Source organism: Frankia sp. R43, assembly GCF_001306465.1.
GTDB classification, from domain to species: Bacteria; Actinomycetota; Actinomycetes; order Frankiales; family Frankiaceae; genus Parafrankia; species Parafrankia irregularis.
The window spans coordinates 100,773-124,248 of record NZ_LFCW01000005.1 but is presented as its reverse complement, the minus strand read 5'-3'; the positions used below and the strand labels follow the sequence as shown (position 1 = coordinate 124,248).

The window sequence follows — 23,476 nt, the reverse complement described above, 5'->3', positions numbered from 1 at the left end:
ACGACCGGAATCCGGGCGCCTACGCGGAACACGAACGTACCAATCACGGGAAGGTGAACGGCTGATGCGTAGAGACAGGCTGTCGGGGTGGATGACGGGTGAGGCGGTCGCGCGTATCCGCAGTGCGCAGAAGTCGGCACGGGATTCCTGGCCACCGCTGGAAAGGCTCGCCTCGACGTTCAATGACGTTAACGATGACGATTTCCGTGCGCTGGTGAAGCGGGTCGCCGTAGCCATGGACGACCTTGATCGCTATTTCGTACTGCTGCTGATGGAAGCGAGGAGGAGGGGAGTCGGATGACCTCATCACACCTTCGCTTCCTGTTCGCGGACGCTGATCCGGCGCGGCGGGTCCTGGTCTCACGCCGGGTCCCGCTCGCTCTGTCGTCGGACGACACGATCGGGCAGACCCTCTGGGCGCTGGCGGGGTGGGCGGTGCGTGCCGGCCTTTCCGGTGCGCTGCGGCTGGTCCTGCGGTTCCCCCGGACGATGTTCGCGGTGCTGTCCGCTCTGCTGCTGGTGGATCGGGTCGGCTGGGTCCTGCCGCTGCTGCTGGCCTGCCTGCTGGCGCTGTCGGCGCTGGTCTGGCGGCTGGCTCATCCCGGGTCGTACCGGCTGTGGCTGGGCCTGCGGCTGCGGTCGTGGTGGCTGCGGTGGACCCGCTACTCGCCGCGCTGGGGGCGGCTGATGCGCGCGCATGCCCTGACGGTCAAGCCGACAGAGGAAGTGGAGGCGTGGCCTCGGATCCTGCGGGTGCGCTCGACGGGCGCGGCGGATTCGCTGCTGCTGCGCCTGCGGGACGGGCAGGCACCCGAGGATCTGGAAGCGAAGGTGATTCCTCTGGCCCATGCGTTGGGCTCGGAGGATGTGCGGGTCCGCACGGTGGCTCCGGGGCGGCTGTGGCTCGATATCCGCCGTCGTGACCTGCTCGCCGCGACGATTCCCGCTCTGCCGGTCCCCGCGGCTCCGGACCTGTCCCGGTTGGAGATCGGCCGGTGTGACGACGGGTCGCCGTGGCTGCTGCGCCTGCTCGGGACGCATGTCCTGGTGGCGGGTGCGACCGACGCGGGGAAGGGGTCGGTGCTGCAGAGCATCCTGCGTGCGCTGGCTCCGCTGATCGCGTCGGGGGTGGTGGAGGTGTGGGCGATCGACCCGAAAGGCGGTATGGAGCTGTACCCGGTGCGGTCGCTGTTCACCCGCTACGCGGACGAGAGCACGAAGGACATGGCGGGCCTGCTGACCGACTTCGCGCAGGTGACGCAGGAGCGTGCGAAGTCCCTGAAGGGCCACGGACGGAAGTTCGTGCCGAGTGTCGACACGCCGTTCCGGCTGTGCGTCGTCGATGAGTTCGCGTTCCTGTCCGCCTACCAGCCCGATCACACCCTGGCGCGGGAGGTGGATTCCGCCGTTCAGATCATCTGCTCGCAAGGTCGTGCTCCGGGCTCGGCGCTGCTCGTCGCGGTCCAGGACCCGAGCAAGGAAGTCGTGCCCTACCGGCAGCTTTTCCCGACCCGTATCGCGCTGCGGCTCGATGAACCGACGCAGGTCGGCATGGTGCTGGGGCCTGGCGCGTGGGAGCGGGGCGCACGCTGCGAGGAAATCCCGACCTGGGCGCACGGCACCGGCTATGTGAAGCTCGACGGTCGCCGTGAACCGGTCCGGGTCCGCGCGGCCTACCCGGATGACGATGACGTCGCCGCGCTGGCGGCAGGTTACCCGGCTCCGCTCGCTGTCTCGCGAAGCCTGCCGGTGGCGTCGTCGGTGGCGGCAACACGTCCCCTGACCGATCTATCCTCGGCGATCGACGGGGCTTTCACCTCGGAAACCCCTCTCGGTGACGGCGCCTACCTCGGCGATGACGAACTCGATGCGGCGTGGGCGGAGTTCTCCCGCGACTTCCAACGGCGAAACCAGACCTCGAACTCCGACCTGTGAAAGGAACCTTCGATGCCTCGACGGAACATCAACTCTGGGAATGCTCGACGCTCCTGCCGTGCCTGTGAAGGGCAGGGTGCGGCGGGGTGCCCTGCCTGCCGTGGACAGGGCACGGTGACCGTGTCTCGCCGTTCCCGGCGCGGATGAGCGGTTTAACAGCGGCGTTGATCTGTCCGGTGTGCCGGGGGCTTGCGGTGCGTAAGCCCCCGGCGTCGCTGACCGACTACGCCCACTCCGGACCGCTCCTCGTGCAGTTCACCCACACCAACGGCGAACCGCTCTGCCTGACCACAGGACCAACCGGATACCGACCCACCCAACCGGTATGGTCCCAACCCCTTTCATTTTTTTCCCGGCTCCGGGCGCCTTTCCAAACTATCGGTCGGTGGTTCTGTCAAGGGCGTTCACGTAGTGCCCTTGATAGGGCCGCTGTCCGATAGACAATTCTGCGCCCCCGGAACGGGAAACCGGTGAGTCGCCGCTGCGACCGTCCACCCACAGCAATCCGAGACGTCACGCACCCAGCATCGTCAGCCTGTTCTTGTCCGGGTTCGGTCCGGGTCTCGTCCGGGTTCTGTCTACCCGGGTCCCACGTGTCCGGGGTTTGTCCGGGAAACCGCACGCTTTCGGACCTGGGAATGTCCGGGTCCAAAGGTCCACGCTGAAAGCGCACCGAGAAAGGAGGGGGGCGATGCTTCCCGACTCATTGACCGCGATGCGGGAACGCATCGAAGATGGCACCCTGCCGGCGTTCCTCACCCAGCTCGACAGGGTGGCGGGCTGCACCAGCCCGATCCGGCTGGTCGGCGCTGTCGATCACGTCGACGTCGCGACCGGTGAGGTTCGCCGTGTCCTCGACAGCGCCACCATGCCGGACGGCACCATTCTCGTTCCCTGCGGGAACCGACGGGCCTCGGTCTGCCCGTCCTGCTCCTACCTTTACCAGGGCGACGCTTGGCAGATCGTCCACGCGGGCCTGTCCGGCGGCCCGGACGTACCCGCCACGGTCGGCTCGCACCCGGGCCTGTTCGTCACCCTGACGGCACCCTCGTTCGGCCCGGTGCACTCCCGCCGTTCCAACCACGGCCCTGCCCAGGTCTGCCGGCCACGCCGGGGCCGCTGCCCGCATGGCCGTTCCCGCGGCTGCTTCCGCGTACACGGCGACGGTGACCCCCTGCTCGGGCAGGCGCTCTGCCCGGAGTGCTTCGACTACCCGGCGGCGGTCGTGTGGAACGCCTGCGTCTCCAGACTGTGGAAACGCACGGTTGATCTCACCTACCGCAAGCTCGCCACCCACCTGAGCACCTCGGAGCGGGCGGTACGCGCCGCGCTACGCATCTCCTACGTCAAGGTCGCGGAAATGCAAGCGCGGGGCCTGGTCCACCTGCACGCGATTCTCCGGCTCGACCGTGGCTCCACCCGAGACGGCGAGTGGATCACTCCACCGGACTGGGCGACCGGCGAGCTGGTGGGGCGCTGCCTGCGACAGGCGGCCGAAGCGGTGCGGGTGCCCTGCCCTGACCCGCACCTGCACGCCCCGATCACCATGGAACAGGCACTTGCCACCCTCGCGGGTGCCGGCCTGACCGACACCGCTCCGGTGACCGGTCCGACACCGGTCCACGGTGCGGAGGTCCGCTGGGGCGCACAGCTCGACATCCGGCGCATCCATGTCGAGACCGGTGATCTCACCCCTGCGACGGTCGGGAACTACCTCGCGAAGTACATCACGAAATCGACCACGGATTCCGGCAGGCTCGACCGACGGATACGCGACGGTGAGGAACTCTCGGCGCTGCTGCCGTTCCTGACCGAACATCAGGCGGCGCTCGTGAGGGCGGCGTGGCGGCTCGGTGTCTGGCCCGAATACGACGACCTGCGCCTACACACCCACGCCCATGAGTTCGGATTCCGGGGGCACTGGCTCACCAAATCACGGCGCTACTCGACCACCTTCGGCAAGCGGCGGGAGGCACGCCGCACCTGGCAACGCACCCACACACCCAACGGCCAGGAACGGGTACCACTCGACGCGTTCGGCAGGCCAGACGACTCCGACGAAACCGTGATCGTCGCTACCTGGCGGTTCCACTCCGTCGGCTACCGACGCGACGGCGACCGATGGCTCGCACTCCAAGCGGCAGACCAAGCCCGGTCACGACGCGAGGAAGCACACCTGGTCCGGAAAGCTGCCTGACGATTGGAGAACTGGGGATGGACCGGCTGTTGCTGTCGACTCCCGATGCTGCCGCTCGGCTGAATATCGGCCGATCGACGCTGTACGACCTGATTCGCTCGGGTGCATTGCCGACAGTGAAGATCGGCCGGCGTCGCCTGGTGGCGGTCGATGATCTCGCGCGTTACGCAGCCTCGCTGCAGGCGGCTGGTGCGGCGTGACTGACGATCGGAGGAAACGAACCAAGCGCGCGAACGGGCAGGGTTCGATCTACCAGAGGAAAGATGGCATGTGGGTGGGGGCTGCCTACGTGCTCATGCCGGACGGGACCGTCAAGCGTCGGCCGGTCTACGGCAAGACAGAGGACGTCGTCCGTCGGAAGTTGACCGAATTGCAGGCCAACTCCGATCAGGGGATTCCTTCGGACGCAACGGGATGGGCGGTGGGCGCCTACCTGACCTACTGGCTTGATTGTCATGTGCGACCGAATCTCAAGCCGGCTACGGCGGACAACTATGCCGTGATCGTGAACAACTACCTGATTCCCGGGCTGGGAAAGAAGCGTCTGAACAAGCTGGCGGCGGCGGACGTGCGCCGCTACCTGGCGTCGCTGGCGAACTCGTGTCTGTGCTGCCGGGCGGGCACTGATGCTCGGCGGTCGGCGGATCAACGTCGGTGCTGCGCGGTGGGGAGGTGCTGCTCGCGGCGACCGTCGAAGCGCCTGGTGCAGCTTGTCCGTGCGGTCCTGCGGAGCGCGTTGCAGGCGGCTGTGCGAGAGGAGCTGATCCGGCGCAACGTCGCCACCCTGGTACAGGTCCCCTCGCCTGGCTATGGCATCAACCGCGGGCTGAGCCTGGTGGAGGCGCGGGCGGTGCTCGGTGCGGCGGCGGGGCACCGGCTCTACGCCCTGGTGGTGATGGCGCTCTACCTCGGCATGCGGCGCGGTGAGCTGCTCGGGCTGCGCTGGTCGGATATCGACTGGGCGGACGGGACGCTCACGATCCGGGGGAATCTGCAGCGCACGGGCGGTGAGCTGCGCATGGTCACACCGAAGTCGGAGGGCTCGCGGCGCACGCTGCCGCTGCTCGGACTCGTCGTGGAGGCGCTTACCCGGCACCGGAAGTTGCAGGCGGTGGAACGGGACGCTGCCGGTGATCGATGGGTCGACTCCGGGCACGTGTTCACCACGACGATCGGCACTCCGATCGAACCTGGCAACCTGCGCCACGCCTGGTTCCCGATCGTGCAGGCGGCGGGACTCGACCGGCGAGTGGTCTTCCACGGCGTCCGCCACACCTGCATCACGCTGCTGCTGGATCTCAAGGTGCCACCGCACACGGTCCGCGAGATCGCGGGGCATGCCACCACGGAAGTCACCATGACCGTGTACGGGCACAGCTCGCTGGACGAGAAGCGAAAGGCGCTCACCCTGCTCGATCAACACCTGAGCTGAGGGCGTTGCTACACCCGTTGCTACAGAAGCGGCAGAGCCCCGCAGCCTTGGATGGGGGCTGCGGGGCTCTGGCCTGTCTCAACCGTGCGTGCGCTCGGAGGGACTCGAACCCCCAACCTTTTGATCCGTAGTCAAATGCTCTATCCGTTGAGCTACGAGCGCCTGCCGATCACTCTCGTGTTCGGCTTCGCCAGCTTACAGCACGCGGAGCGGGTGCTACGAACCGCGGCCTCCTGATCCCTGACGTTCTGGCATTCATGATCGTCGGATGGGTTCTCGGTGGGGGCGTGTCGATGTCACGGTCGGGAGTTGGTGCAGTTCGACGTCGGTCAGGGTGCTGTCCGCGATGGTCGCGGTCAGGTAGGTGGGGTGGGGCTGGCGGCGGCGGTCCGTGGGCGAGCCGGGGTTCAGCAGTCGCAGGGGGTGTGCGCCGTCGGGGCGTGGCGTCGTGGTGTCCCAGGGGATGTGGGAGTGGCCGAAGACGAGCACGTCGGCGTCGGGGTAGGCGGCGGCCAGGCGGCGTTCGCGGCCGGTGGCCGGGCCGGTCTCGTGGACGACGACGAAGCGCAGTCCGTCCAGGGTGATCCTGGCGACTTCGGGTACCTGGGCGCGGATGTCGGGTCCGTCGTTGTTGCCCCAGCAGGCGACGAGCCATCGGGCGCGGACGGTGACCTGATGCAGTAGGTCGGTGCTGACCCAGTCGCCGGCGTGGATCACGACATCGGCCTCGTCGACGGCGGACCAGACCTGCGCGGGCAGGTCACGGGCCCGAGCCGAGACGTGCGTGTCAGCCAGCAGAACGAGACGCATTCAGTCAGTGTTCGCGATCGCGCCGGCCTTCGCGAGGTCGCCCGCGCCTGAACACGGTCCGGTGCGCGATCGGCCACCTGCGCTGTTCAGCCATCTGGCGTGCGGTCCGGTGGGTGGCGGGGCGTGCGGTCTGGGCTCAGGCACAGGGCTGTCAGTGGCGGCGCCGGCGGAAGCCGGGGAGGAGTTCCTGGACGAGGGCGTCGGTCTCCGGTTCAGCGGCCCGGTTGGGGCGGCCTGGCGGAGCGGCGATGGCCCGGTACAGCTCGCCGGCGACGGCTTCCAGGGTTTTGCGGTCACCGCGGGCGGCGACGGTGCGTAGCAGGTCACGCCACAGGGCCTCGGCGGTCGGCACGGCGCGCAGGCCGGTGCGGCAGGCGGCCATCGCGGTGATCGTGTCGCCTCGTTCGAGGGTGATGGCGGCGAGGCGGTGCGCCGCGTCGATGACGGCGCCGCGCATGGTGCGCGCCACCGGGGTCGTCTCCACCCACTGGTATCTGCCGTCGGCTCGGTCGGACCACAGTGGTCCGCCGATCAGGTTCAGGGCGTCGCGCAGGTCCGCCTGGGGGTTGCTGGCGTCGTCGGGGCGAGCGGCGCGGTGGCTGTAGGCCACAAAGAGTTCCCAGTCGCAGCGGACGTCCGAGCTGAGTGTCCAGAGTCCGTCCGGAGCTGGCTGCAGGCGGGGCCGGCCGTCGGCGTCGACGCCCAGCCAGCTGCGGGCGGCGATCAGCGCGGGCAGGATCGCTGAACCCTGTGTGGTCTGTCCGTCCGCTGGGTCCGATGGGTCCGACGGGTTCGCCAGGCCGAGGAAGTCGCGCAGTTCCTCGGGATAGGCACCGTCCCGGTGCAGTGCGAGGAAGACGATGATCTCGGTGAGCAGGTCGGCCTGCTCGCGCTGGATCGGTCCGGGCGCGCCGATGTAGGGGTAGCCGAGCACATGGACCTCGGCCTCCGTGGGCCCGGCGGGGTGCGGTTCGAGCTGCGGCAGGGTCGCCAGGACATCGGTGGCGGAGTCCGGCCGGGGGAAGTGCGCGTCCTGCGGCTGCGCCGCCCCGGTCACGCTCCCGCCCATGTTCCCGGCCTCGCCCGCGGTCTGGCTCGCGCCCGCGGTCTGGCTCGCGCCCGCGGTCTGGCTCGCGGGATCGGGCTGACTCGGCGGGGCGGCACCGTAGGGCGGCTCGGTGTAGTAGGCGTGCGGGTGCGTCGACGGGTGGGTGGGAAGTTCGTTCGGTGGCGGCGGAGGCGGGGGCGGGGGCGACGGTGGCGAACCACCGCCCCACTGGACGTAGTCCTCGGCCCAGGCTTCGGTGGCCTCCTGGTATTCCCGCGGTCGCTGGGCCGCGGCCTCCTCGGGGCTGGGAGGCGATGGCCGAGCCGATGGCTGGCGATGGCCTGGCGCCGGCTGCTGCTGGCCATGCGGCGGGGGGACGAGCAGCGTCCGCGGAACCCTCGGGACGTCCGTAGGCCGCAGGACCGGCTGGTCCGCCGGCGTCAGATAGGCCGGTGGATGATCCGCCGGCGCCGGTAGAGGTGGTGCGGGTGGGGGCATCGCCGCCGAAGGCGCCGGCGCCGGGGCGGGGCCAGGTCGGTCCCTGCGATGGCGGTGCGGGCGGGGCCGGAGGCGAGGACGGTGGCGTGGCCGGGATGTAGCCGTCCGGGACCTGGCCATCACGGCCATCCGGGACGTATCCGGCTTGGACGTAGCCATCTGGGACGTGGCCATCTGGGATGTAGCTGTCCGGGGCAGGTGGGACGGGCGGGGCGGCAGGCGGCTGTGTGTGCGCAGCGGCGAGGTCGTCCCCGGGGCGCGGGCCGATGGGCATGCGGATGACGGAAGGCGCCGAACTCGGCGGAGGCACCCACGGCACGGGGCCGGGGATCGAATCGGCGTCCCGAGGTGGGCGGGTGCCCTCCGGATGCGTTGACGGAGACGGAGACGGCGGAGGTGAGGGCGTCGGCGCGGGTGCGGGCACCTGGTAGGGGCCTGTGCTCCCGTGGCCGGTGGCCGGGCCGGAGGTCGGAGCGTACGGCGGCAGAGGCGGCGCCGGCCTGGCCGGTGTGGGTGGGACCGGCGTCGGTGGGGGAGGCGTAGCTGAGGACGGTGGCGGTGCCACCGGGAAGGCGGTCGCGGCCCTTTCGGGGTGATCGGGCTCGGTGCGGGCATCAGGTGAGGTCGGCGCAGCGCCTGGGGTGGGCAGACGCACCGGCCCGGTGGCGTGCCCGTGGTGCTGTGCGGGGGTGAGGTGCGCACCGGTGCCGGGGTCGGACGCCGGCCAGCGGCGGTCGTCGTTGTAGCCGCCGTAGTTGTCGTAACCGCCGGAGCCGTCGTAGGTGTCGTAGCCGTCGTATTCGCCGGAGCCGTCGTCGACCGGCCCGTCGTCGTGGCCGTCTTCGTAGCCGTGGCCGTGGTCTTCGTAGCCGGCTGGCCCGTCGCCGTCGCCGTGGTCGTCGTCGTAGTCGTCGTAGCCGGCCGGGCTGTAGGACGGGGTGCTTGCCCAGGGCGGGCGCGGGACTGCGGTGCCGCGAGATCCTCCGGCCTGGATGCGGAACATCGCCAGCATCGCCGCGTACTCGGCCGCCGCAAGAGTCTGGGCGTTGACCTCGACGCCGAGCACGCCGAGCGACATCCGGGCGTCGGGCCGGACGTCGAAGCGCCAGCGTGCCGCCGGGCTGTCACCGACCATCAGCACACCGACGGTGTGGTCGCGCCCGCCCGCGAGCCTGGCCAGCCGCTCCGCGTGGGCCGGCGCCGGCGGGCCGGCCAGGACCAGCAGGTCCGGCGACCACTCCGACGGGGCGGTCGGCGACTGCCGCCCACGCAGGGCGGCGCCCGGCTCGGCGCCCCAGGCGGTGTCCCGTGGTTCGCGGGCTTCCAGCTCGTCCAGGATGTCGGCCAGGCTGGACGAGGTACGCAGCCGTCCCGGCGCGATCGGGCTGGGGTCGTCGGCGAAGCCGACGAGGCAGACCCGCAGGTCGTCGGACCAGATGTTTGTCGCCAGCTCGACCGCGACGGAGATCGCGGCCTCGCTGGCCACGGCCGGATCCCCGGTGAGGGCGATCATGCCGGGGGCGCCTTCGAGGTCGACGAGGATGCGGCAGCCGGTGTCGTCACGCCCGACGGTGACGAGTGCCGGGTAGGGCGCCGGGACGTCCGCTGACAGGCTGGCGCTGGCCTCGAAGGGGAGCCCGTCCGGTGCGTCGGGGTTGCGTTCGATGCGCCACGAGCCGGGGTTGTTGCCGACCTGCCAGGGGCTCGGCGGGGGTTTGGCGACGGCGGGCGCCATGTGCAGGACGAGAGCGGAGTCGGTGAGGATCGCCGCGTACACAGATGGCAGTTCTCTGCCGCGGGCGGTCAGCCCGGCGGAAAGCAGCCGAAGCGACCGGTCGACGAATCGGGCGGAGGGCAGGTCCGCGGCGAGCCGCAGGGCGTGCTCGACCTCGGCGGAGAACGGGTCGGCGTTGGCGTCGCTCGATCTGCGCCTGGTCAGCGCGGTGAGGACGCCGGCGGCGAGCAGTGCGGCACCGCTGATTCCCCGCCCGCCGCCGATCCGGCCCGAAGCCGTGCGGTTGGCCGCTGAGGCCGATGCCGGACCTGTTCGGTCGTCGTGACCGCCGCGTTGGCCCCTGGGCCCGGTCGTTCCCGCGCTTCCCGCTGATCCTGGTGCGGTTGTGGGGCCGGTCGAGGCCGCCGGTGCGGTGGTTCCGCCGGCGCCGGCGGTCTGGGATTCGTAGCCGGGGCCGTAGTGCTGGCCCGGTCGATGGTCAGCCGGACCTGGTGCGCCGGTCCAGCCGCCCGCGGTGCTCGCCCCGCCGGCCGTGGCGCCCGGCCAGCCCGTGCCCATGGGCTCGGTCTGCTGGGGGCCGGTAGCCCGCCCGGCACCACTGCCGCTGGTACCCGGGGCGGTGGGCCCGGTGTGGGCCGTCGGTTGGCTCGTCTCGGCCTCGCGCTGGGCGGCGAAATGAGAATGGACCTCCTGGACCCAGGAGGCTTCGCGGTGTGGGACCCGGATCGTCCGGACCTCCTCGCCCGCGGCGTCCGGGGGGAGCAGCAGCACCCAGCCGGGGGCCACGAGTGAGGGCGCGCTGAGCACCTGCCCGTCCGGCTGGATGCGACCCTCGTTGAGAGTGAAGAGCTCGCGATAGCGGAGGCTGTCGCCGAGCAACCGCCGGGCGATCGCCCAGAGGGTGTCGTGCTGGCGCCCGTCGGCCGGGCGAACCTCGCAGAACTTGACGTCGACGCCGTCCGGGAAGAGATCGGCGGGACTCTCCTCGCCCGCGGTCAGCTCGCGTGGGGCGGACGCATGCTCATCCCACCGGAAACGCCGCGCCGGGACCGTGGCGGACGCGGGGCCCCCGGCCACCGCACCGGTCGGGCGCTGCGTGATCGGCATCGGCCCGGTCGAAGCGGGGGAGGGCCCGGTGTAGGCCGACCCGGTGGTCGCGGCGTAGGCGGACCCGGTGGTGCTGACGACGGCGCGGCTCCGGGGGGCGAGTGATCCGGATCCGCTCCTCGGCCGGCTGTGCCCGTCCCCGGTGCCAGCTGCGTTTTCCACCGCGGGTGGCGATGCCGGCGGCCGCGAAGCGGGCGGCTGCGATACCGACGGCCGCGATGCCGGTGGCTGCGCGGACGGCTTCTGCGCGGGCGGTGACGTGGAGGTCGACGAGGGGGTTGCCGCAGCCGCAGCCACCGGGGCCGCGGATGCCGATGCGGGTGCGGCTGCGGGCAGCGCGGGGCGCGCCTGGGGCGTCGTCGGATGGCTCCGGTTCGGCTGGGCAGCGGTGAGGCCACGGGCAAGCCGTGAGATCGCGGCCGGATCCGATCGGCGTAGCCGGCCGGTCGCCGCCGCCACCTCCCCCGCCGTCACCTGATCCGGCGCTGCCTGCGCCGCCGACACCGAGCTCTGGTCATCGCCGGAACCACGGCCGCGCCGGCCAGCCCCGGAACCGTCGGGACGGGGCAGCTCGGGCGCCGGCCCTCCCACCCTGGGTGCACCTCGGTGCGCGGCGCCGCGCCGGGCAGCCGAGCGGCCGCGAGGGGGTGCCGTGCTGCGTGGTGTGGCGCCGCGTGGCGTGGCCAGCGGTAGCAGGTCACCTACCAGCCTGCGGGCCAGGAGCTGGCTGCCGCCACCGAACGGAATGCGTGGGGCAAGGCCCGTCTCCCGCCGCTCGGCCCGCCATTCGGCGATGACGCACACGACGAAATGAGCCCAGATCAGCCATGCCGCCAGAACCATGAGGCGCAGCAGGTTGGCCGCACCGAACTCACCGGTGAACGCTCCGGAATCACCGAAGGCGGCGGACAGCGGAGTGCCGCTGAGTATGAGGAGGAGGACGGGCACGCCAATACCGAGAGCCAGCAGCAGCGCAGCAGCCGAACCGCTGCCCCGGCGTGCGCCGGCGCCGGCTGAGCCGCCTGCCGGACTGCGCGTGGCATGACCTGCTGGATGACCCGTGGCGTGGCCTGCTACACGGCCCGTAGCACGGCTCGCTGGTGGTCGCGAACTGCCTGTCTCCCCCACACTGTAACAGTCCACCACGTCTGGTCTCACTACAGGTCATATTTCACTCTGCTGGGCGCGGCGTTCACACGAATGACACAGGCTTGCTGACTCTGGCGACTCGTCGCTGCGGCGTGCTGGCGCACCGTGTGCAGGCGATACGCACTCTTGGGGCTGAAGGCACTGGATGTACCGCTGCGTCAACCGTTGTCCGAATAGTCCATATTTGTAGTGATTATGCATACTTTTGCCAGCTGGATCGTTTGAGTCGCGGGGCTGACGCCGACGTGCTGAAGTTCGAATCCAATGCAGATGAGTGTTCCGAGCGTCGGGATCCCGCAAGAGTCGTACGTACCCAGGTACCGACTCGCAGGTCAGGGCAGAGCAGAGGGCAGGACGGCCAGGGTGCAGAGGCATACAACGGGGCGGCGGGGGAAACCTCCCCGCTTCTCCATAGCCGTGCCGGACAGCTGGTTCGTGCTGGATACCCAGGCCGCCCGCAGCACGGCGGCGATCGCCCGGATGGCCACGGAGCGGGCGCGTGGCCATCCACTGCTGGCAGGGCGGGAACCCACCGTCGCCCGGATTCTGCATGACGCCGCGACCCGCGCCGAAAGCGCCGGGGCGGCCTACTGCGCCGTCATGATCGAGGACGTCCGCGGCATCGGCCTGTCCGCCAGTGTCATGGTCTGCGTCCTGCCGACCGACCGGCACATACCCGACCTCCCTCGGCAGGAACGTCCTGCCTCCGACGACGCCGAGGCGGGGGAGCGTCGGCGCTGGCGTCGCGTCGGCGCCGTGGACCTGCCGGCTGTCGGCCTGGCCACCCGGACCGTGCGGCTCGAGCCGCAGCGGTCGACGGACGGCGCGGAGATCTCCCACCTGGTGATGCGGACGACGGTCCCCGTCCCGGGGTATGACCGGATAGCGGTGATCGCCTGTGCCAGTCCGAACACGGCCCTGGCGGTGGCGCTGCACGACCTGTTCGACGCCGTGACCGCGACGTTCACCTTCGTCCACGAGATGCCGTGACCGCGATGCGGTTCGTCAGCGTGCGTAGTACTCGACGACGAGTTGTTCGTCGCAGACCACCGGGATCTCCGGCCGGCTTGGTCGCCGGCTGAGCACGGCCACCAGCGCGCCGCGGTCGACATCGAGGTACGCGGGCGGCGGCGCCCCGGCCGGCTGGGTCTCGGCCACGATCCGGAATGGCGCCATGGTGCGGCTGCGGGTGGTGACGGTGATGACATCGCCGGGTTGGACGCGGAAACCGGGACGGTCCACCCGAGCTCCGTTCACCTGGATGTGCCGGTGGCTGACGAACTGGCGAGCCTGGTAGATCGTCTTGGCGAAGCCGGCCCGCAGGACGACCGCGTCCAGGCGGGTCTCCAGATCTTCGATGAGCAGGTGGCCGGTGCGTCCCGTCCCACGATCAGCCTCGTCGAACGCCCGCCGGAGCTGCTTCTCGCTGATGTGGTACTGGAAGCGCAGCCGCTGCTTCTCCCGCAGCCGCTCCTTGTAGGGCGACATCGTCTTGCGCCCGCGGCCGTGCGGGCCGGGCGGGTAGGGCCGGTTCTCGAAGTAGCGGGCCGCCTTGTCGGTCAGCGGCATCCCGATGCTGCGGCTGAGCTTGGCGACGGGCTTGTGGCGCACCGCATCCTCCTTTAGGTTAGGTGTCCTTAAATTAGGCAAACCTAACCATAGTGGATCGACTGGTGGTGGAGCAGGTGGCGGACGGCACGATTGATCGGCCCGGGGCAACGCACGGGGCGTGGGGCGAGGGGCCTGTGGACGTCCTCGCGGCGACCAGGCGGGCAGCGCGCGAGCTGGTCCGCGTCGCGCCGTACGGCAGCCTTGTCCTGTGGGGTGGGCGCCTGGTGCACGGCCTGCGCTTCGCGGTCATCGCCTCCGCGGGGATGTCCACGCTCCGGCCGGGGGCATACGACCCGGGCCCTGGCGGGGCCGCACCCACGGACGCCGTCCCCGCCGACCTCGTCATGGCCGATCCGGCGCCGGTCGGGGCCACTCACGCCGGCCCTGTTCCGGCGGAACCGAACCTGTTCGAGCAGTTCGCGGCCGTCCCGGCCACCCGCCTCGTGATGCTGGCCCCGTTCTCGGTCGGACGCCTGCTGGGCACCGAGGACCAGGCCTGCCGGTTCCAGATCTGCGGGCCGGTGTCAGCGGACGGCTGTGAATGGGTCTCGGTCGCCCTGGCCGGATGGGTCGCGCCGGTGCCAGGCGGGGCCGTCTCGGAGCTCGCGCAGGCGTTCACCGATCGGCACCCGACACCGGACCTGCTCGATCTCGGCAGCGTGTGGATGCTCCTGGAGCTCGATCTCGCCGAGGCCACGGTGCGGACGAGGTCCGCGTGCATCCAGCTGGACACCGCCGATGTCGTGGCCCTGCTGAACGATCACCTGAATCGGCACGAGCACGAGCGTGATCTAGCTCATGCCCGCGACCAGGACGGCGATCACACCGCAGGCCGCGAACCCGATGCGGGACGAGGCCCACAGGCCTGACATGAGGCTTCCCGCGGGTGCGGCGGCCTGAGTGCCAGTGCCGTGGGGGCCGGTGGCGGGACGCTGGGCCGTGCCGTCCCGCCACCGCTCTGACAACGGGTCAGCCCGCTGCCTGGATGTCGATCTGGATCTCGGCGAGCCGAACCCGCAGTCGGTCCAGCTGGGTGTGCAGATCGGTCAGGGTTCGTTCGTAGGCGGGCCAGATCGAGGTACGGAACTCCGCGGCGGTCCGGCCGTCCCAGTTCTCCGGTTCAAGGAGGATCCGGGCGGTGGCGCGAAGCCCGTTGAAGTGCGTCAGAAGTGGGCCGTTGATGAGGCCGGCGAGCTCGTCGACCGCAGCCGACGCCTGTGGGGTGGCCCGGACGGTCAGACCTGATCCAGTCGTCATCGCATTCTCCTGAAGCTGAGTCTCTTCCGGGGCAGTAGAAGCCGTGCCGGGGCGGCGTGCCGCCCCGGCACGCCGTCAGCTGCCGGCAAGTGCGGTGCGTTGGTTGACCTCGGTCACGGTGCGAGCGAGGTCTGCCAGGTTCGTCTGCAGCGCTGACAGGGTGTTCTGCACCTCGGGCCAGATCTGGGTGCGGAACAGCTGGGCTTTCGGCCCCTCCCAGTTCGCCGGGTCCGCGAGTGCGTTCCCGCGGGCGACGAGACTGGCTGTCGTGCTCTGAAGATCGGTGAGCTGATGGCTCATCTGACCGGCGGCACTCTGGGCCGCAGGAGTGGTAACCGTGCGCATGGGTGGTCCGTCCGTCCGGGGTCAGGGGTCGGAGGCACCGGCGGCGGGATCCAGCCTGTCAGTAGCCGGGAGGTGAACCAGCCGACAGGGGGATGCTACCGTCCGTACCGACGATGTCTAGATATGAGGCATTTTCTTAAGGTGTGGACATCATTTATCCTTCAAGTAGTGGGTTGACTACCTGGATTGGCGTGATTTCGCCGCGCCGGATCAGGAGCCCTCTTCCCGGTGGGCCCGGGCCGCACAGCGCTCGAGGCAGCCGTACGCCGAACAGATCGCCGTCCGCGGGGCCGGTCGGGGTGAGCAGCACACCGCACCGGGAACGACGGGCGTCCACCACGAGGCCGCGGAACTGGTTGACCAGATCCTCGGTGGTACCGGCGGCGACAAGTCGACTCTCGTCGGCACGGTCGTCACGCAGCAGGGCCGCGAGCTCCTCGCCGAGCGGAGTACCGGTGACGGATTCGACGTCGTCGACGAGAAAGACCGTCTGGGAACCGGCCGGCGCTGCCTCCCCGTACCGCAGCTGATCGGCACCGGAGACGTCCACCACGATCTGCGTGGCCGTTTCTCCGGCGAGGTCCCGCAGCGGCGACGGCCGAGGACTGACGACAACGGTGCGGCAGCCACGTGTGTGTAGCTCACCCGCGATGGTGAGCAGCGCGGTGCTGCGACCGGATCGGGGCGGCCCGGCGATCACGAAGCCTGGTCCATCCATGACGAGGTCGATGCTGACGGGTGCCAGCTCGTCACCCCCGACCGCCAGACTGATCGGCAGTCGTCGCCCGTCGACAGCGCGACCGGTCTCGGAGCCGCTCAGGGTCCGCAGGGCCCGTCGACCGACCCGGGCAGGCAGGCCGTCGACCCGAAACGGGCGAGGCTCGGCCTGTACGGCGGGCCCGGCCTGTATGGCCGGTTGCGGCCCTGGCGAACCCGCGTCCGACGGCGTACCGCCGGGTTCTGGCCGCTGGCGCGCCGGCCCTGCTCTGGCGGCCGCCAGCCGGCGCAGCATGCCAGCCTGCGCTGGGCCGGATGGATCGTCGGTCAGCAAGGCCACCTGGACTTCGACCGGACCGTCTGACTCGGCCCAGACACGCTCCGTGGATCCGTTGGACCCGCCGATCAGATATCCCCTTCCGGGCGGAAGGGCTTCGGGAACGCGCAGGCCGGCCAGCCCGGCGAGGCCGTAGTCGGCGCGTTCCGCCATGCGCAGCACCAGGCGCTGATCGATGGTCGACGCCAGCTGCCCGGTGAGTCCGCGCCGGTCAGCGGTGACCACGATTCTCAACCCGACCGCCGGGCCGTCCCGGGCAAGTGCCAGGAGTCGGTCGATGGCCGCCGCGCCGTCCAGGTTCTCGAAGGAGGCGAGAAAGCCTTCGTAGCCGTCGAGGAGAAGGAGGAGATAGGGCAGGGCCGAGGATGCTGCCCCGTGGGTGCACCGAGCCTGCTGTGCCTGCCGCGCTTCGGCCAGGTCGGCGAAGCCACCCTGGGAGAGAAGGATCTGCCGGCGCGCCACCTCCGCTGCCAGCCGAGCCAGCAGACGGTGCACCCGCTCGGTTTCGGCAACGGTGACAACGGCTCCGGTGTGGGGCAGGTCCGCGACCGGCGCCAGACTGTTGTTCCCGCAGTCCAGGCCGTAGATGTGGACATCCGCTGGCGGCGCGGCGAGCGAGACCGATCCGGCGAGGGTCCGCAGCACCGTCGACCGCCCGGACCGGGGCGCGCCGAGGACCAGCAGGTGCGATCCGCCTTCGAGATCGAGCGCGAGGGTGGGCTGGGCCTGCGCCCGGCACAGGTCGGCGAGCCCGAGTGGCACGCGCAGGCCACTGCGCTTCGGCGTGCCCACCTCGGGCGTGGTTCCGTCCGGTGTGCCCTCGTCCGACGCGCCGATCGGGGGCAGTGCGGCGATGGTCGTGCGGATGGGCAGCGGTGCGAGCCAGGGCCGGCGCGGGCTCGGAAGGCGGCAGACCCGGGCTGCCTCCTGCAGAGCGTCGGCCAGCAGGCGCAGGTCCGTCGGCTCGTCCGCCGCAGGCGGGTTCAGTAGCACCTGGCGTGACGAGCGCGCCTCGCTTTCGGCCCGGATGACCGACGCCAGCACCTCGTCGGCGGGCGGCCAGGGCAGCTCGATGACGAGGGGCTCCGCCGAAGCCGAAGCGGAAGCCGAAGGCGAGGCGGGCGGTGCATCGTCGCGTCGGCGTGCGCCTCCGATCCGGGCGGTCTGGAAGACAACCGGAGGGTCCTGCCCGACTCGAAGAATCGCGCGGCCCGGTGCCGACACCGGAAGCCGCGCCGCGTCCGGAAGCCCCAGCACATCCGTGCTCTCGGTCGGATCAGTGACCCGCAGCGCGATCCGAAGGTTCGTGTTGGCCAGGATCTCCGGCGAGACGACGCCGGCGGGGCGCTGGGTGGCGAGCACCAGGTGCATGCCCAGCGAGCGCCCTCGGCCCGCAAGCCCCACCAGGCCGGTGACGAAGTCCGGGAGCTCACGGACGAGCGCGGCGAACTCGTCCACGACGACGACGAGCCGCGGCAACGGATCCGGCTGCATCCCGCCTGGTACGTCGGACCCGGTCGACCCGGCGGGCCGGGCGCGCCGGGTACGCACGGCGCGTCGGTACTCGCCGATGTCCTTGCAACCAGCGGCTGCGAACAGCGACTCCCGCCGCCGCAGCTCAGCGCCGAGGGAGTCCAGCGCGCGCTGGACCAGGTGCGGATCGAGATCGGTGACGAGGCCGACGGTGTGCGGCAGCCGGGCGCAGTCACCGAAGGCACTGCCACCCTTGTAGTCGATCAGGACGAAGGTCATCTCGTCGGGGCGGTTGTGGATGGCCAGCGAGGCGACCAGGGACTGGAGAAGCTCGGACTTTCCCGCCCCCGTGGTCCCGGCGACGAGGGCGTGTGGTCCGTCGCGGCTCAGGTCGAGGTTGACTGCTCCGGTCGGGCACACGCCAATCGGAAACGTCGCCGCGCCGCCAGCCGTGATCCAGCGTGGGGCGAGCACCCGTGAGCTCGGTGGATCCAGCTCCAGAAGATCCAGCAGCCGGATGTCCGTCGGCAGCCGCGTCCCGCCCGATGCCTGGGGCCCGGGATCACGTAGTGGCGCCAACGCACGGGCCAACCGCTCGCACCATCGCCCAGCCGCGGTGGTGGACTCGGAAGCGGCGGTTGTGGTCGCCGAGAGCCTTGTGGAGATCGATTCCCTGGGAGCTCCGCGGGGCCGGTCGGCTGTGGAGGGCGTTTCCGCGCCACCGACGAGATCCGGCTGGATGCGGTCGATGTCCGGGTGCCCCTGCTGTCGCAACCGAACCCCGGCCGGGCCTTCGTCCACGACTGCCACGCACTCGGGCGGGAGGAGCCGTGGGTCGTGTTCGAGGCAGACCACGTGTATGCCGACGCCAGGCCCGGACCGCAGTACCGGGATCAGCGCGGCGCGCAGCGTAGCCGCGCCTTCGATGACAGCCAGGATCGCGGGAGCGCCCCCGGTCCGGCTGCCGGCGCCGCGATCGGCCAGGCGCAGCCGTGCTTCGGTCAGCGCCACCAGCTCATCGACCAGACGCGCCCGGCCCGGCCCATCGGCGCCGACGTGCACGGAGCCCGGCGGACCGCCGGCTGGGCGGCAGTGCGGCAGCCACCGCGTCCACTCCCAGCTCGGCGCCGCGGCGGGGTCGACGGCAAGGTGGATCGCCAGATCTCGCGGGCTGTGAAGCGCCGCGGCCTGCGAAACGAGCCAGAAGCCGAGCCTTCGGGCGAAACCGCTCGCGCCGACGACGCCGAGGACGCCGATATCGGGCAGCGGGACCGTGACCGGCACGGCCCGCAACATCCATCGGGTTGTCCGGCGGTGGTCCGGCGCCGCCGGGTCCTCCAGCCGGACTCGGCTCGGCACGTCTCCCGTGCCCACACGAAGGTGCAGGAAGTCGGGATCTTCCGGGCGACGCTCCCACAGGCCGCGCCGAGGCCCCACCGCACGCAGCATCACCGCAGCGGCGTCGGGGTGGGACGCGCGCCGGACGGCGGACTCGTGCTGCAGCGCGGCTGCGGCATCCCGTTCGACGTCGGCTCTGGAGTGCTGGTACTCGGCGAGCGCGCGACGATGGTCGCGTCTGTTGCGGCGTTTGCCCGCCAGATGGGATCCCAACAGGGACAACGGCGCCAGCGCCGCGAACAGCAGGAGGTGGGCGGCGTGCAGGACAACTGCCATGCCACCGGCGGCGACCGCCGGCAGGAGCGCTGCCAGTACCGGGGGCGGCGCGGCCGGCGGCGCCGTGGGCAGTACGGGCAGGCGGTAGCGGCTGTCGCCGGCCCAACGCACCAGACGTGGCTCCCGGCTGATCTCGAGACCTGATCCGGCATGCTCCGGCCGAAGCAGTGCGTCTGGCGGACTGGGCGCGGTGAGCAGCAGAGACCTGCCTCCGACCTGCATCGCCAGCCCGGCCAGGTCACTCGCGTGCCGTAGCGCGGAGAAGGTGACGGGGCCGGTGCGCCGGCAACCGTCGATCCACACCTCGGACTGAACCGTGGGTGTGACGACGCAGGAACCGTCGACCTCGATCCGCAGGGTCAGCGCCTGTGGCGGTGCTGTCTGCTCGGGAAGAACGATGCCACCGAGAGGATCCGCGCCGACACCGTACTCGCCGGCGGCGAGCTGGTATACGGCTCCCGAGCCCGGGCCGCCGGTGACCCGGAGCTCGACCAGGCCCAGGGCTTCTCTGCGCTGGCCGAGTGGTGTCCCGAGGCCCACCAGCGATCCGTCGCGCAGTGGGGATGCGCCGAGCCGCAGCGCCGCGTCGATCTCGACGCCGTCGATCTGGACGGATGGTGCGGGTACCCGTCGGTGCTGCGACGTGGCTGGATGGCGCTCCCGGCCGCCAAGGGGAGACCCGCGTCCGCTGGGAGGGCGCCCGCGGTTGCTGGGAGGGTGTCGCCCGGAGCCCGGGTTGTCGCTGCCACCCGGCCGCGACGCCGCCAACGCGTCGGCGATCACGCGCATCGGTGTCTCGGGGGCGGCACGGATGAGAACGGTCCGGACGTCGGCCGACTGCGCGGGAGCCTGGCCGTCGGCCGCCCGCGGATGCCCGTTCTCGGCTGGCAGCGCCACGGTGCAGGTGATCCACATGGCCGGCACGATACCGGTGGAGAGCGACTGCTCTCTCTGTGTTACCTAGTCAGGAGAGTTGATTCGGTTGAGGATCGTTCGACTGCGCGAAACGCCGGCCTCTCGCCCGCACAACTTCGTCGCCAGCCGCTCTCACCAGCGCCTCCGCGTCGGACGACGGCGTTCCTGAACCTGCCGGGCCCATGGCCGCGGCCGAACCGAGCGGCTTGGGCGACGCGGCGACGTCATGGCCCGATCGGAGTCGTCCCACGAAGGCCAGCCCAACGCTCACCGTGATCTGGATCTGCTGTCCGTCGACGAGCAAGGGCTCAGCGAGGGAGGAACCGACCTGGTCCGCCAGAAGGGTTGCCGCTGAGCTGGTCGTCTTCGACATGACGATGACGAACTCGTCGCCGCCCCAGTGGCCGAGCAGCGCATCGGAACCGAGCACGGCCTGAAACCGCCGCGTCACCGCGCAGAGAGTGCTGTCGCCGACCGCGTAGCCGTACCTCTCGTTGACCAGGCGAAATCGGTCCAGATCCAGGAACAGGATGGCCACTCCGGGGACCTCGGTCCCCGGAGTGACAGGCCGCCCGGTCGCCGGCGCTCGTGTCGTCGTCACTCGCGCTGGCATAGCCCGAACGGGGCCCGGCGTCGGAGGCTGGCTCGCGCTACTCGCCCGTGGGGATGGTGTTCGTCGTTCGCTGGGACTGGTCCGGCCGGGCGGCGCGGCATAGCCCGGTTCGACCGCCGCGTTCGCTTCCAGGGCATCGTCGATCAGATCACGGAGCGCCAGGCGGTTGGGAAGCCCGGTCACCGGATCATGCAGGGCACGTTGTCGAAGCGCGACGGCCTGGCCGTGGCGTTCGGTCACGTCGTCGACCACCACAACCAGTCCGTCCCCACGGCTCAGCCCTCTGATCCGGACATCCACCCAACGCTCGCCGCGGGGCGAGGAGACGGGGAGCTCGAGGTGCACCTGCTCGCGGCGTGAGTTGAGCATCCGCCGGGTCAGGAGAGCGAGCTGGCGCAGCGGAGCCGCGTCCTGGCCGGCGGTGTCACAGGCGGCGAGCCAGCTGGTACCGGGGCGGACCGGGACGACCGCGAGCCCCGCGGCGGCGCTGCGCCGCCACGCGTCGTTGAGGCGCACGACCGTTCCGTCCGGCCCGAGAACGGCGATGCGGGACGGCAGGGAGTCGAGGACCACGGCAGCCAGATCGTCGGTGATCACCGAACCTGTGTCCTCCCGGGAGATGGAAGCCGTGGCTGTAGCTGTCTCGGTCCTGCCACCGGCCGTCATGGATCAGTGCAGACGCCCGTTTCGATGTGGTGGTGGTGCTCCGACCGATGCCCGCGATCCTTGACCGCAGGCTGACGCCCTGCCCGACAAAGGTCTCTCCGGAGTGAGAACGATGCGTTTCGATGGTGTTAACGGTGTTGTTATCTTGGGTTTTCCGGTAATCAGGCGGCGAAATCTGCCCGGCCTGGTTTCCGGTGGGTGGAGGTCGCTGCGGCGCCCGCCAGGGGCCGCCGAGGGATGCGCCGTCGGGTGTTCCGTACCTCCAGCGCCACGTTCGCGTGGTACCTTCGCGCGCCGCGAGGCGCGCATGTCGGCGGCGCGTGGTCGACCCGGAACGTTCATCTGAGCGTCGTGGTGCCGGATCCGGCCGCAAAGTAGGTTTCGTGTTCGTTGAAACACAGCCTGTTTGACCGGAAGGAGTGCAGGGTGAGCCTTTTCGATCGTCGACCTGCATCTGCAGAACCCCCGACCATGCACCGTGAGGCGGAAAAGGCTCGTATGAACCGTCGGACACTTTTCCGTCTTTCCGTGGCGGGGGCGGGGACCGCCGTATTCGCCGGAGCGGCCTGGGACGCGGCTCTTGCTGCCTCAGCCCAGCCCGGAACAAGCCCGTACGGGCCGCTCGGTGCCGCCGATGCGAACGGAGTGGCATTGCCGAGCGGCTTCACCAGCCGAATCGTGGCGAGGTCCGGACAGGCCGTGTCGGGCACCTCGTATCTCTGGCACGGGGCACCGGACGGAGGCGCCTGCTTCCCCCGGGACGGCGGCGGCTGGGTCTACGTCTCCAATTCGGAGCTTCCGGTGATAGGAGGGGCCTCGGCCCTGCGTTTCGACGCGAACGGAACCATCGTTTCGGCTGGGTCCATCCTGTCCTTTTCCAACGCGAACTGCGCAGGTGGCCCGACGCCGTGGGGAACCTGGCTGTCCTGCGAGGAGATCTGGCTCGGACGGGTGTTCGAAACCTTCCCGCAGGGCGGAACGTCAGCGGTAAGCCGTCCGGCGATGGGGCGCTTCAAGCACGAGGCCGCCGCCTGCGACCCCGTTCGGCAGGTGGTCTACCTGACCGAGGACGAGACCGACGGATGCTTCTACCGCTTCCGGCCGACGACCTGGGGCGACCTGTCGTCGGGAACGCTGGAGGTGCTCACGGCCAACACCGGCGCGACCGGACCCGTCGGGTGGGCTCGGGTACCCACCCCGGCGGGGCTCCTGCAGGCGACGCGAAACCAGGTCTCGGCCGCGGCGCATTTCAACGGTGGAGAGGGCTGCTGGTACGCGAACGACGTCTGCTACTTCACCACGAAGGGCGACAACCGGGTCTGGGCCTACAACGCGTCCGCCCAGTCCCTGTCCATTCTCTACGATGCCGCTCAGGCCGGCGCGAACCCGCCGCTGACCGGCGTTGACAACATCACAGGCTCGCGTGCCGGGGATCTCTTCGTGGCCGAGGACGGCGGCAACATGGAGATCAACATCATCACCCCGGACGGAATCGTGGCGCCGCTTCTGCGGGTCGACGGCCACAGTGGTTCGGAGATCACCGGGCCGGCCTTCACGCCGGCCGGCGACCGGCTCTACTTCTCCTCGCAGCGCGGCACGACGAACTCGTCCACAGCCGGCATCACCTTCGAGGTCACCGGTCCCTTCCGGGTCTGACCGGACGGAGCCCAGCCCAGATCGGCCCAGCCCGGCGTCGTCCGGCGCGCGCGTCGGCTCCACCGGCAGGTCGAGATCGCGAAGGGATGGGCTCCCCACGCGCATTCCCGCCCCCGGCAACCCGGCTCCGTCGGGTTGCCGGGAAACCTGCCGGCGCCAAATGATGCGCCTTGTTCCGCCTTGTTCCGCCTTGTTCCGCCGCATCCTCCTGCTTTGCGAAGCGGTACCAGAGCCAGCCCGGACGAACAGGTCAGGGGCGGGATTTCGAGCGTTCCGATGAATTCACGGCGAACTTTCGGTG

Annotated in this window: 17 protein-coding genes and 1 tRNA gene; 10 read left to right on the top strand and 8 right to left on the bottom strand. The window is 70.6% G+C overall.

Features of this window, described 5'->3' with window-relative positions:
* Positions 1 to 64: 64 nt before the first annotated feature.
* The 5 genes from ACG83_RS21555 to ACG83_RS21535 all read left to right on the top strand — a co-directional run bounded on the left by ACG83_RS21555 (position 65) and on the right by ACG83_RS21535 (position 5,564).
* Positions 65 to 301 carry a hypothetical protein gene (locus ACG83_RS21555; protein ID WP_054568066.1) on the top strand — a complete coding sequence of 79 codons (237 nt, stop codon included), beginning with the start codon at positions 65 to 67 and terminating at the stop codon, positions 299 to 301.
* Positions 298 to 1,935: an FtsK/SpoIIIE domain-containing protein gene (locus tag ACG83_RS21550; protein ID WP_054568065.1), complete on the top strand. Its 1,638-nt coding sequence runs from the start codon at positions 298 to 300 to the stop codon at positions 1,933 to 1,935. Before ACG83_RS21555 ends, ACG83_RS21550 begins: the two co-directional genes overlap by 4 nt.
* 691 nt (positions 1,936 to 2,626) lie before the next feature.
* A complete protein-coding gene (locus ACG83_RS21545) occupies positions 2,627 to 4,132 on the top strand; it encodes a replication initiator (protein ID WP_054568064.1) in 1,506 nt (501 codons plus the stop codon).
* Positions 4,133 to 4,149: 17 nt separating this feature from the next.
* A complete protein-coding gene (locus tag ACG83_RS21540; protein ID WP_054568063.1) occupies positions 4,150 to 4,332 on the top strand; it encodes a helix-turn-helix domain-containing protein in 183 nt (60 codons plus the stop codon).
* A 68-nt stretch (positions 4,333 to 4,400) separates the two neighbouring features.
* Entirely contained in the window at positions 4,401 to 5,564 is a 1,164-nt protein-coding gene (locus ACG83_RS21535; protein WP_054568062.1) for a tyrosine-type recombinase/integrase, read from the top strand.
* A gap of 89 nt (positions 5,565 to 5,653) precedes the next feature.
* Here the strand turns inward: ACG83_RS21535 and ACG83_RS21530 are convergent.
* From ACG83_RS21530 to ACG83_RS21520, 3 genes are all read right to left on the bottom strand, one after another.
* Positions 5,654 to 5,726, bottom strand: a tRNA-Arg gene (locus ACG83_RS21530).
* Positions 5,727 to 5,819: 93 nt separating this feature from the next.
* Positions 5,820 to 6,374 carry a metallophosphoesterase gene (locus tag ACG83_RS21525; protein ID WP_054568061.1) on the bottom strand — a complete coding sequence of 185 codons (555 nt, stop codon included), beginning with the start codon at positions 6,372 to 6,374 and terminating at the stop codon, positions 5,820 to 5,822.
* A 151-nt stretch (positions 6,375 to 6,525) separates the two neighbouring features.
* Positions 6,526 to 7,920 carry a bacterial transcriptional activator domain-containing protein gene (locus ACG83_RS21520; protein ID WP_152991477.1) on the bottom strand — a complete coding sequence of 465 codons (1,395 nt, stop codon included), beginning with the start codon at positions 7,918 to 7,920 and terminating at the stop codon, positions 6,526 to 6,528.
* A 992-nt stretch (positions 7,921 to 8,912) separates the two neighbouring features.
* On the opposite strand from ACG83_RS21520, the gene ACG83_RS42610 reads away from it, so the two are divergent.
* The 3 genes from ACG83_RS42610 (at position 8,913) to ACG83_RS21495 (ending at position 12,901) form a co-directional block, all read left to right on the top strand.
* Entirely contained in the window at positions 8,913 to 9,509 is a 597-nt protein-coding gene (locus tag ACG83_RS42610) for a hypothetical protein (protein WP_152991476.1), read from the top strand.
* A gap of 1,320 nt (positions 9,510 to 10,829) precedes the next feature.
* Complete coding sequence (locus ACG83_RS21505; protein WP_054568057.1) at positions 10,830 to 11,240, top strand: hypothetical protein; 411 nt, start codon at positions 10,830 to 10,832, stop codon at positions 11,238 to 11,240.
* Between the two features lie 1,106 nt (positions 11,241 to 12,346).
* Complete coding sequence (locus ACG83_RS21495) at positions 12,347 to 12,901, top strand: hypothetical protein (protein ID WP_235498076.1); 555 nt, start codon at positions 12,347 to 12,349, stop codon at positions 12,899 to 12,901.
* A 15-nt stretch (positions 12,902 to 12,916) separates the two neighbouring features.
* Here ACG83_RS21495 and rpsD read toward each other — a convergent pair whose 3' ends face one another.
* The gene (gene rpsD / locus ACG83_RS21490) at positions 12,917 to 13,522 is read right to left on the bottom strand and encodes a 30S ribosomal protein S4 (RefSeq protein WP_076832243.1); all 606 of its coding nucleotides are present in this window, start codon (positions 13,520 to 13,522) and stop codon (positions 12,917 to 12,919) included.
* 62 nt (positions 13,523 to 13,584) lie between these two features.
* Here rpsD and ACG83_RS21485 point away from each other — a divergent pair, with 62 nt between their 5' ends.
* Entirely contained in the window at positions 13,585 to 14,391 is an 807-nt protein-coding gene (locus tag ACG83_RS21485; protein ID WP_235498075.1) for a hypothetical protein, read from the top strand.
* Positions 14,392 to 14,491: 100 nt separating this feature from the next.
* On the opposite strand, the gene ACG83_RS21480 is transcribed toward ACG83_RS21485, so the two are convergent.
* The 4 genes from ACG83_RS21480 to ACG83_RS21465 form a co-directional block, all read right to left on the bottom strand.
* Positions 14,492 to 14,779: a hypothetical protein gene (locus ACG83_RS21480; protein ID WP_054568054.1), complete on the bottom strand. Its 288-nt coding sequence runs from the start codon at positions 14,777 to 14,779 to the stop codon at positions 14,492 to 14,494.
* Between the two features lie 75 nt (positions 14,780 to 14,854).
* Positions 14,855 to 15,124 carry a hypothetical protein gene (locus ACG83_RS21475; RefSeq protein ID WP_006538791.1) on the bottom strand — a complete coding sequence of 90 codons (270 nt, stop codon included), beginning with the start codon at positions 15,122 to 15,124 and terminating at the stop codon, positions 14,855 to 14,857.
* Between the two features lie 154 nt (positions 15,125 to 15,278).
* Positions 15,279 to 20,222 carry an FtsK/SpoIIIE domain-containing protein gene (locus tag ACG83_RS21470; protein ID WP_235498074.1) on the bottom strand — a complete coding sequence of 1,648 codons (4,944 nt, stop codon included), beginning with the start codon at positions 20,220 to 20,222 and terminating at the stop codon, positions 15,279 to 15,281.
* Between the two features lie 67 nt (positions 20,223 to 20,289).
* Entirely contained in the window at positions 20,290 to 21,450 is a 1,161-nt protein-coding gene (locus ACG83_RS21465) for a GGDEF domain-containing protein (protein WP_054568052.1), read from the bottom strand.
* 567 nt (positions 21,451 to 22,017) lie between these two features.
* Between ACG83_RS21465 and ACG83_RS21460 the strand changes: the two genes are divergently transcribed.
* Positions 22,018 to 23,175: an alkaline phosphatase PhoX gene (locus tag ACG83_RS21460; RefSeq protein WP_054568051.1), complete on the top strand. Its 1,158-nt coding sequence runs from the start codon at positions 22,018 to 22,020 to the stop codon at positions 23,173 to 23,175.
* Positions 23,176 to 23,476 lie beyond the last annotated feature (301 nt).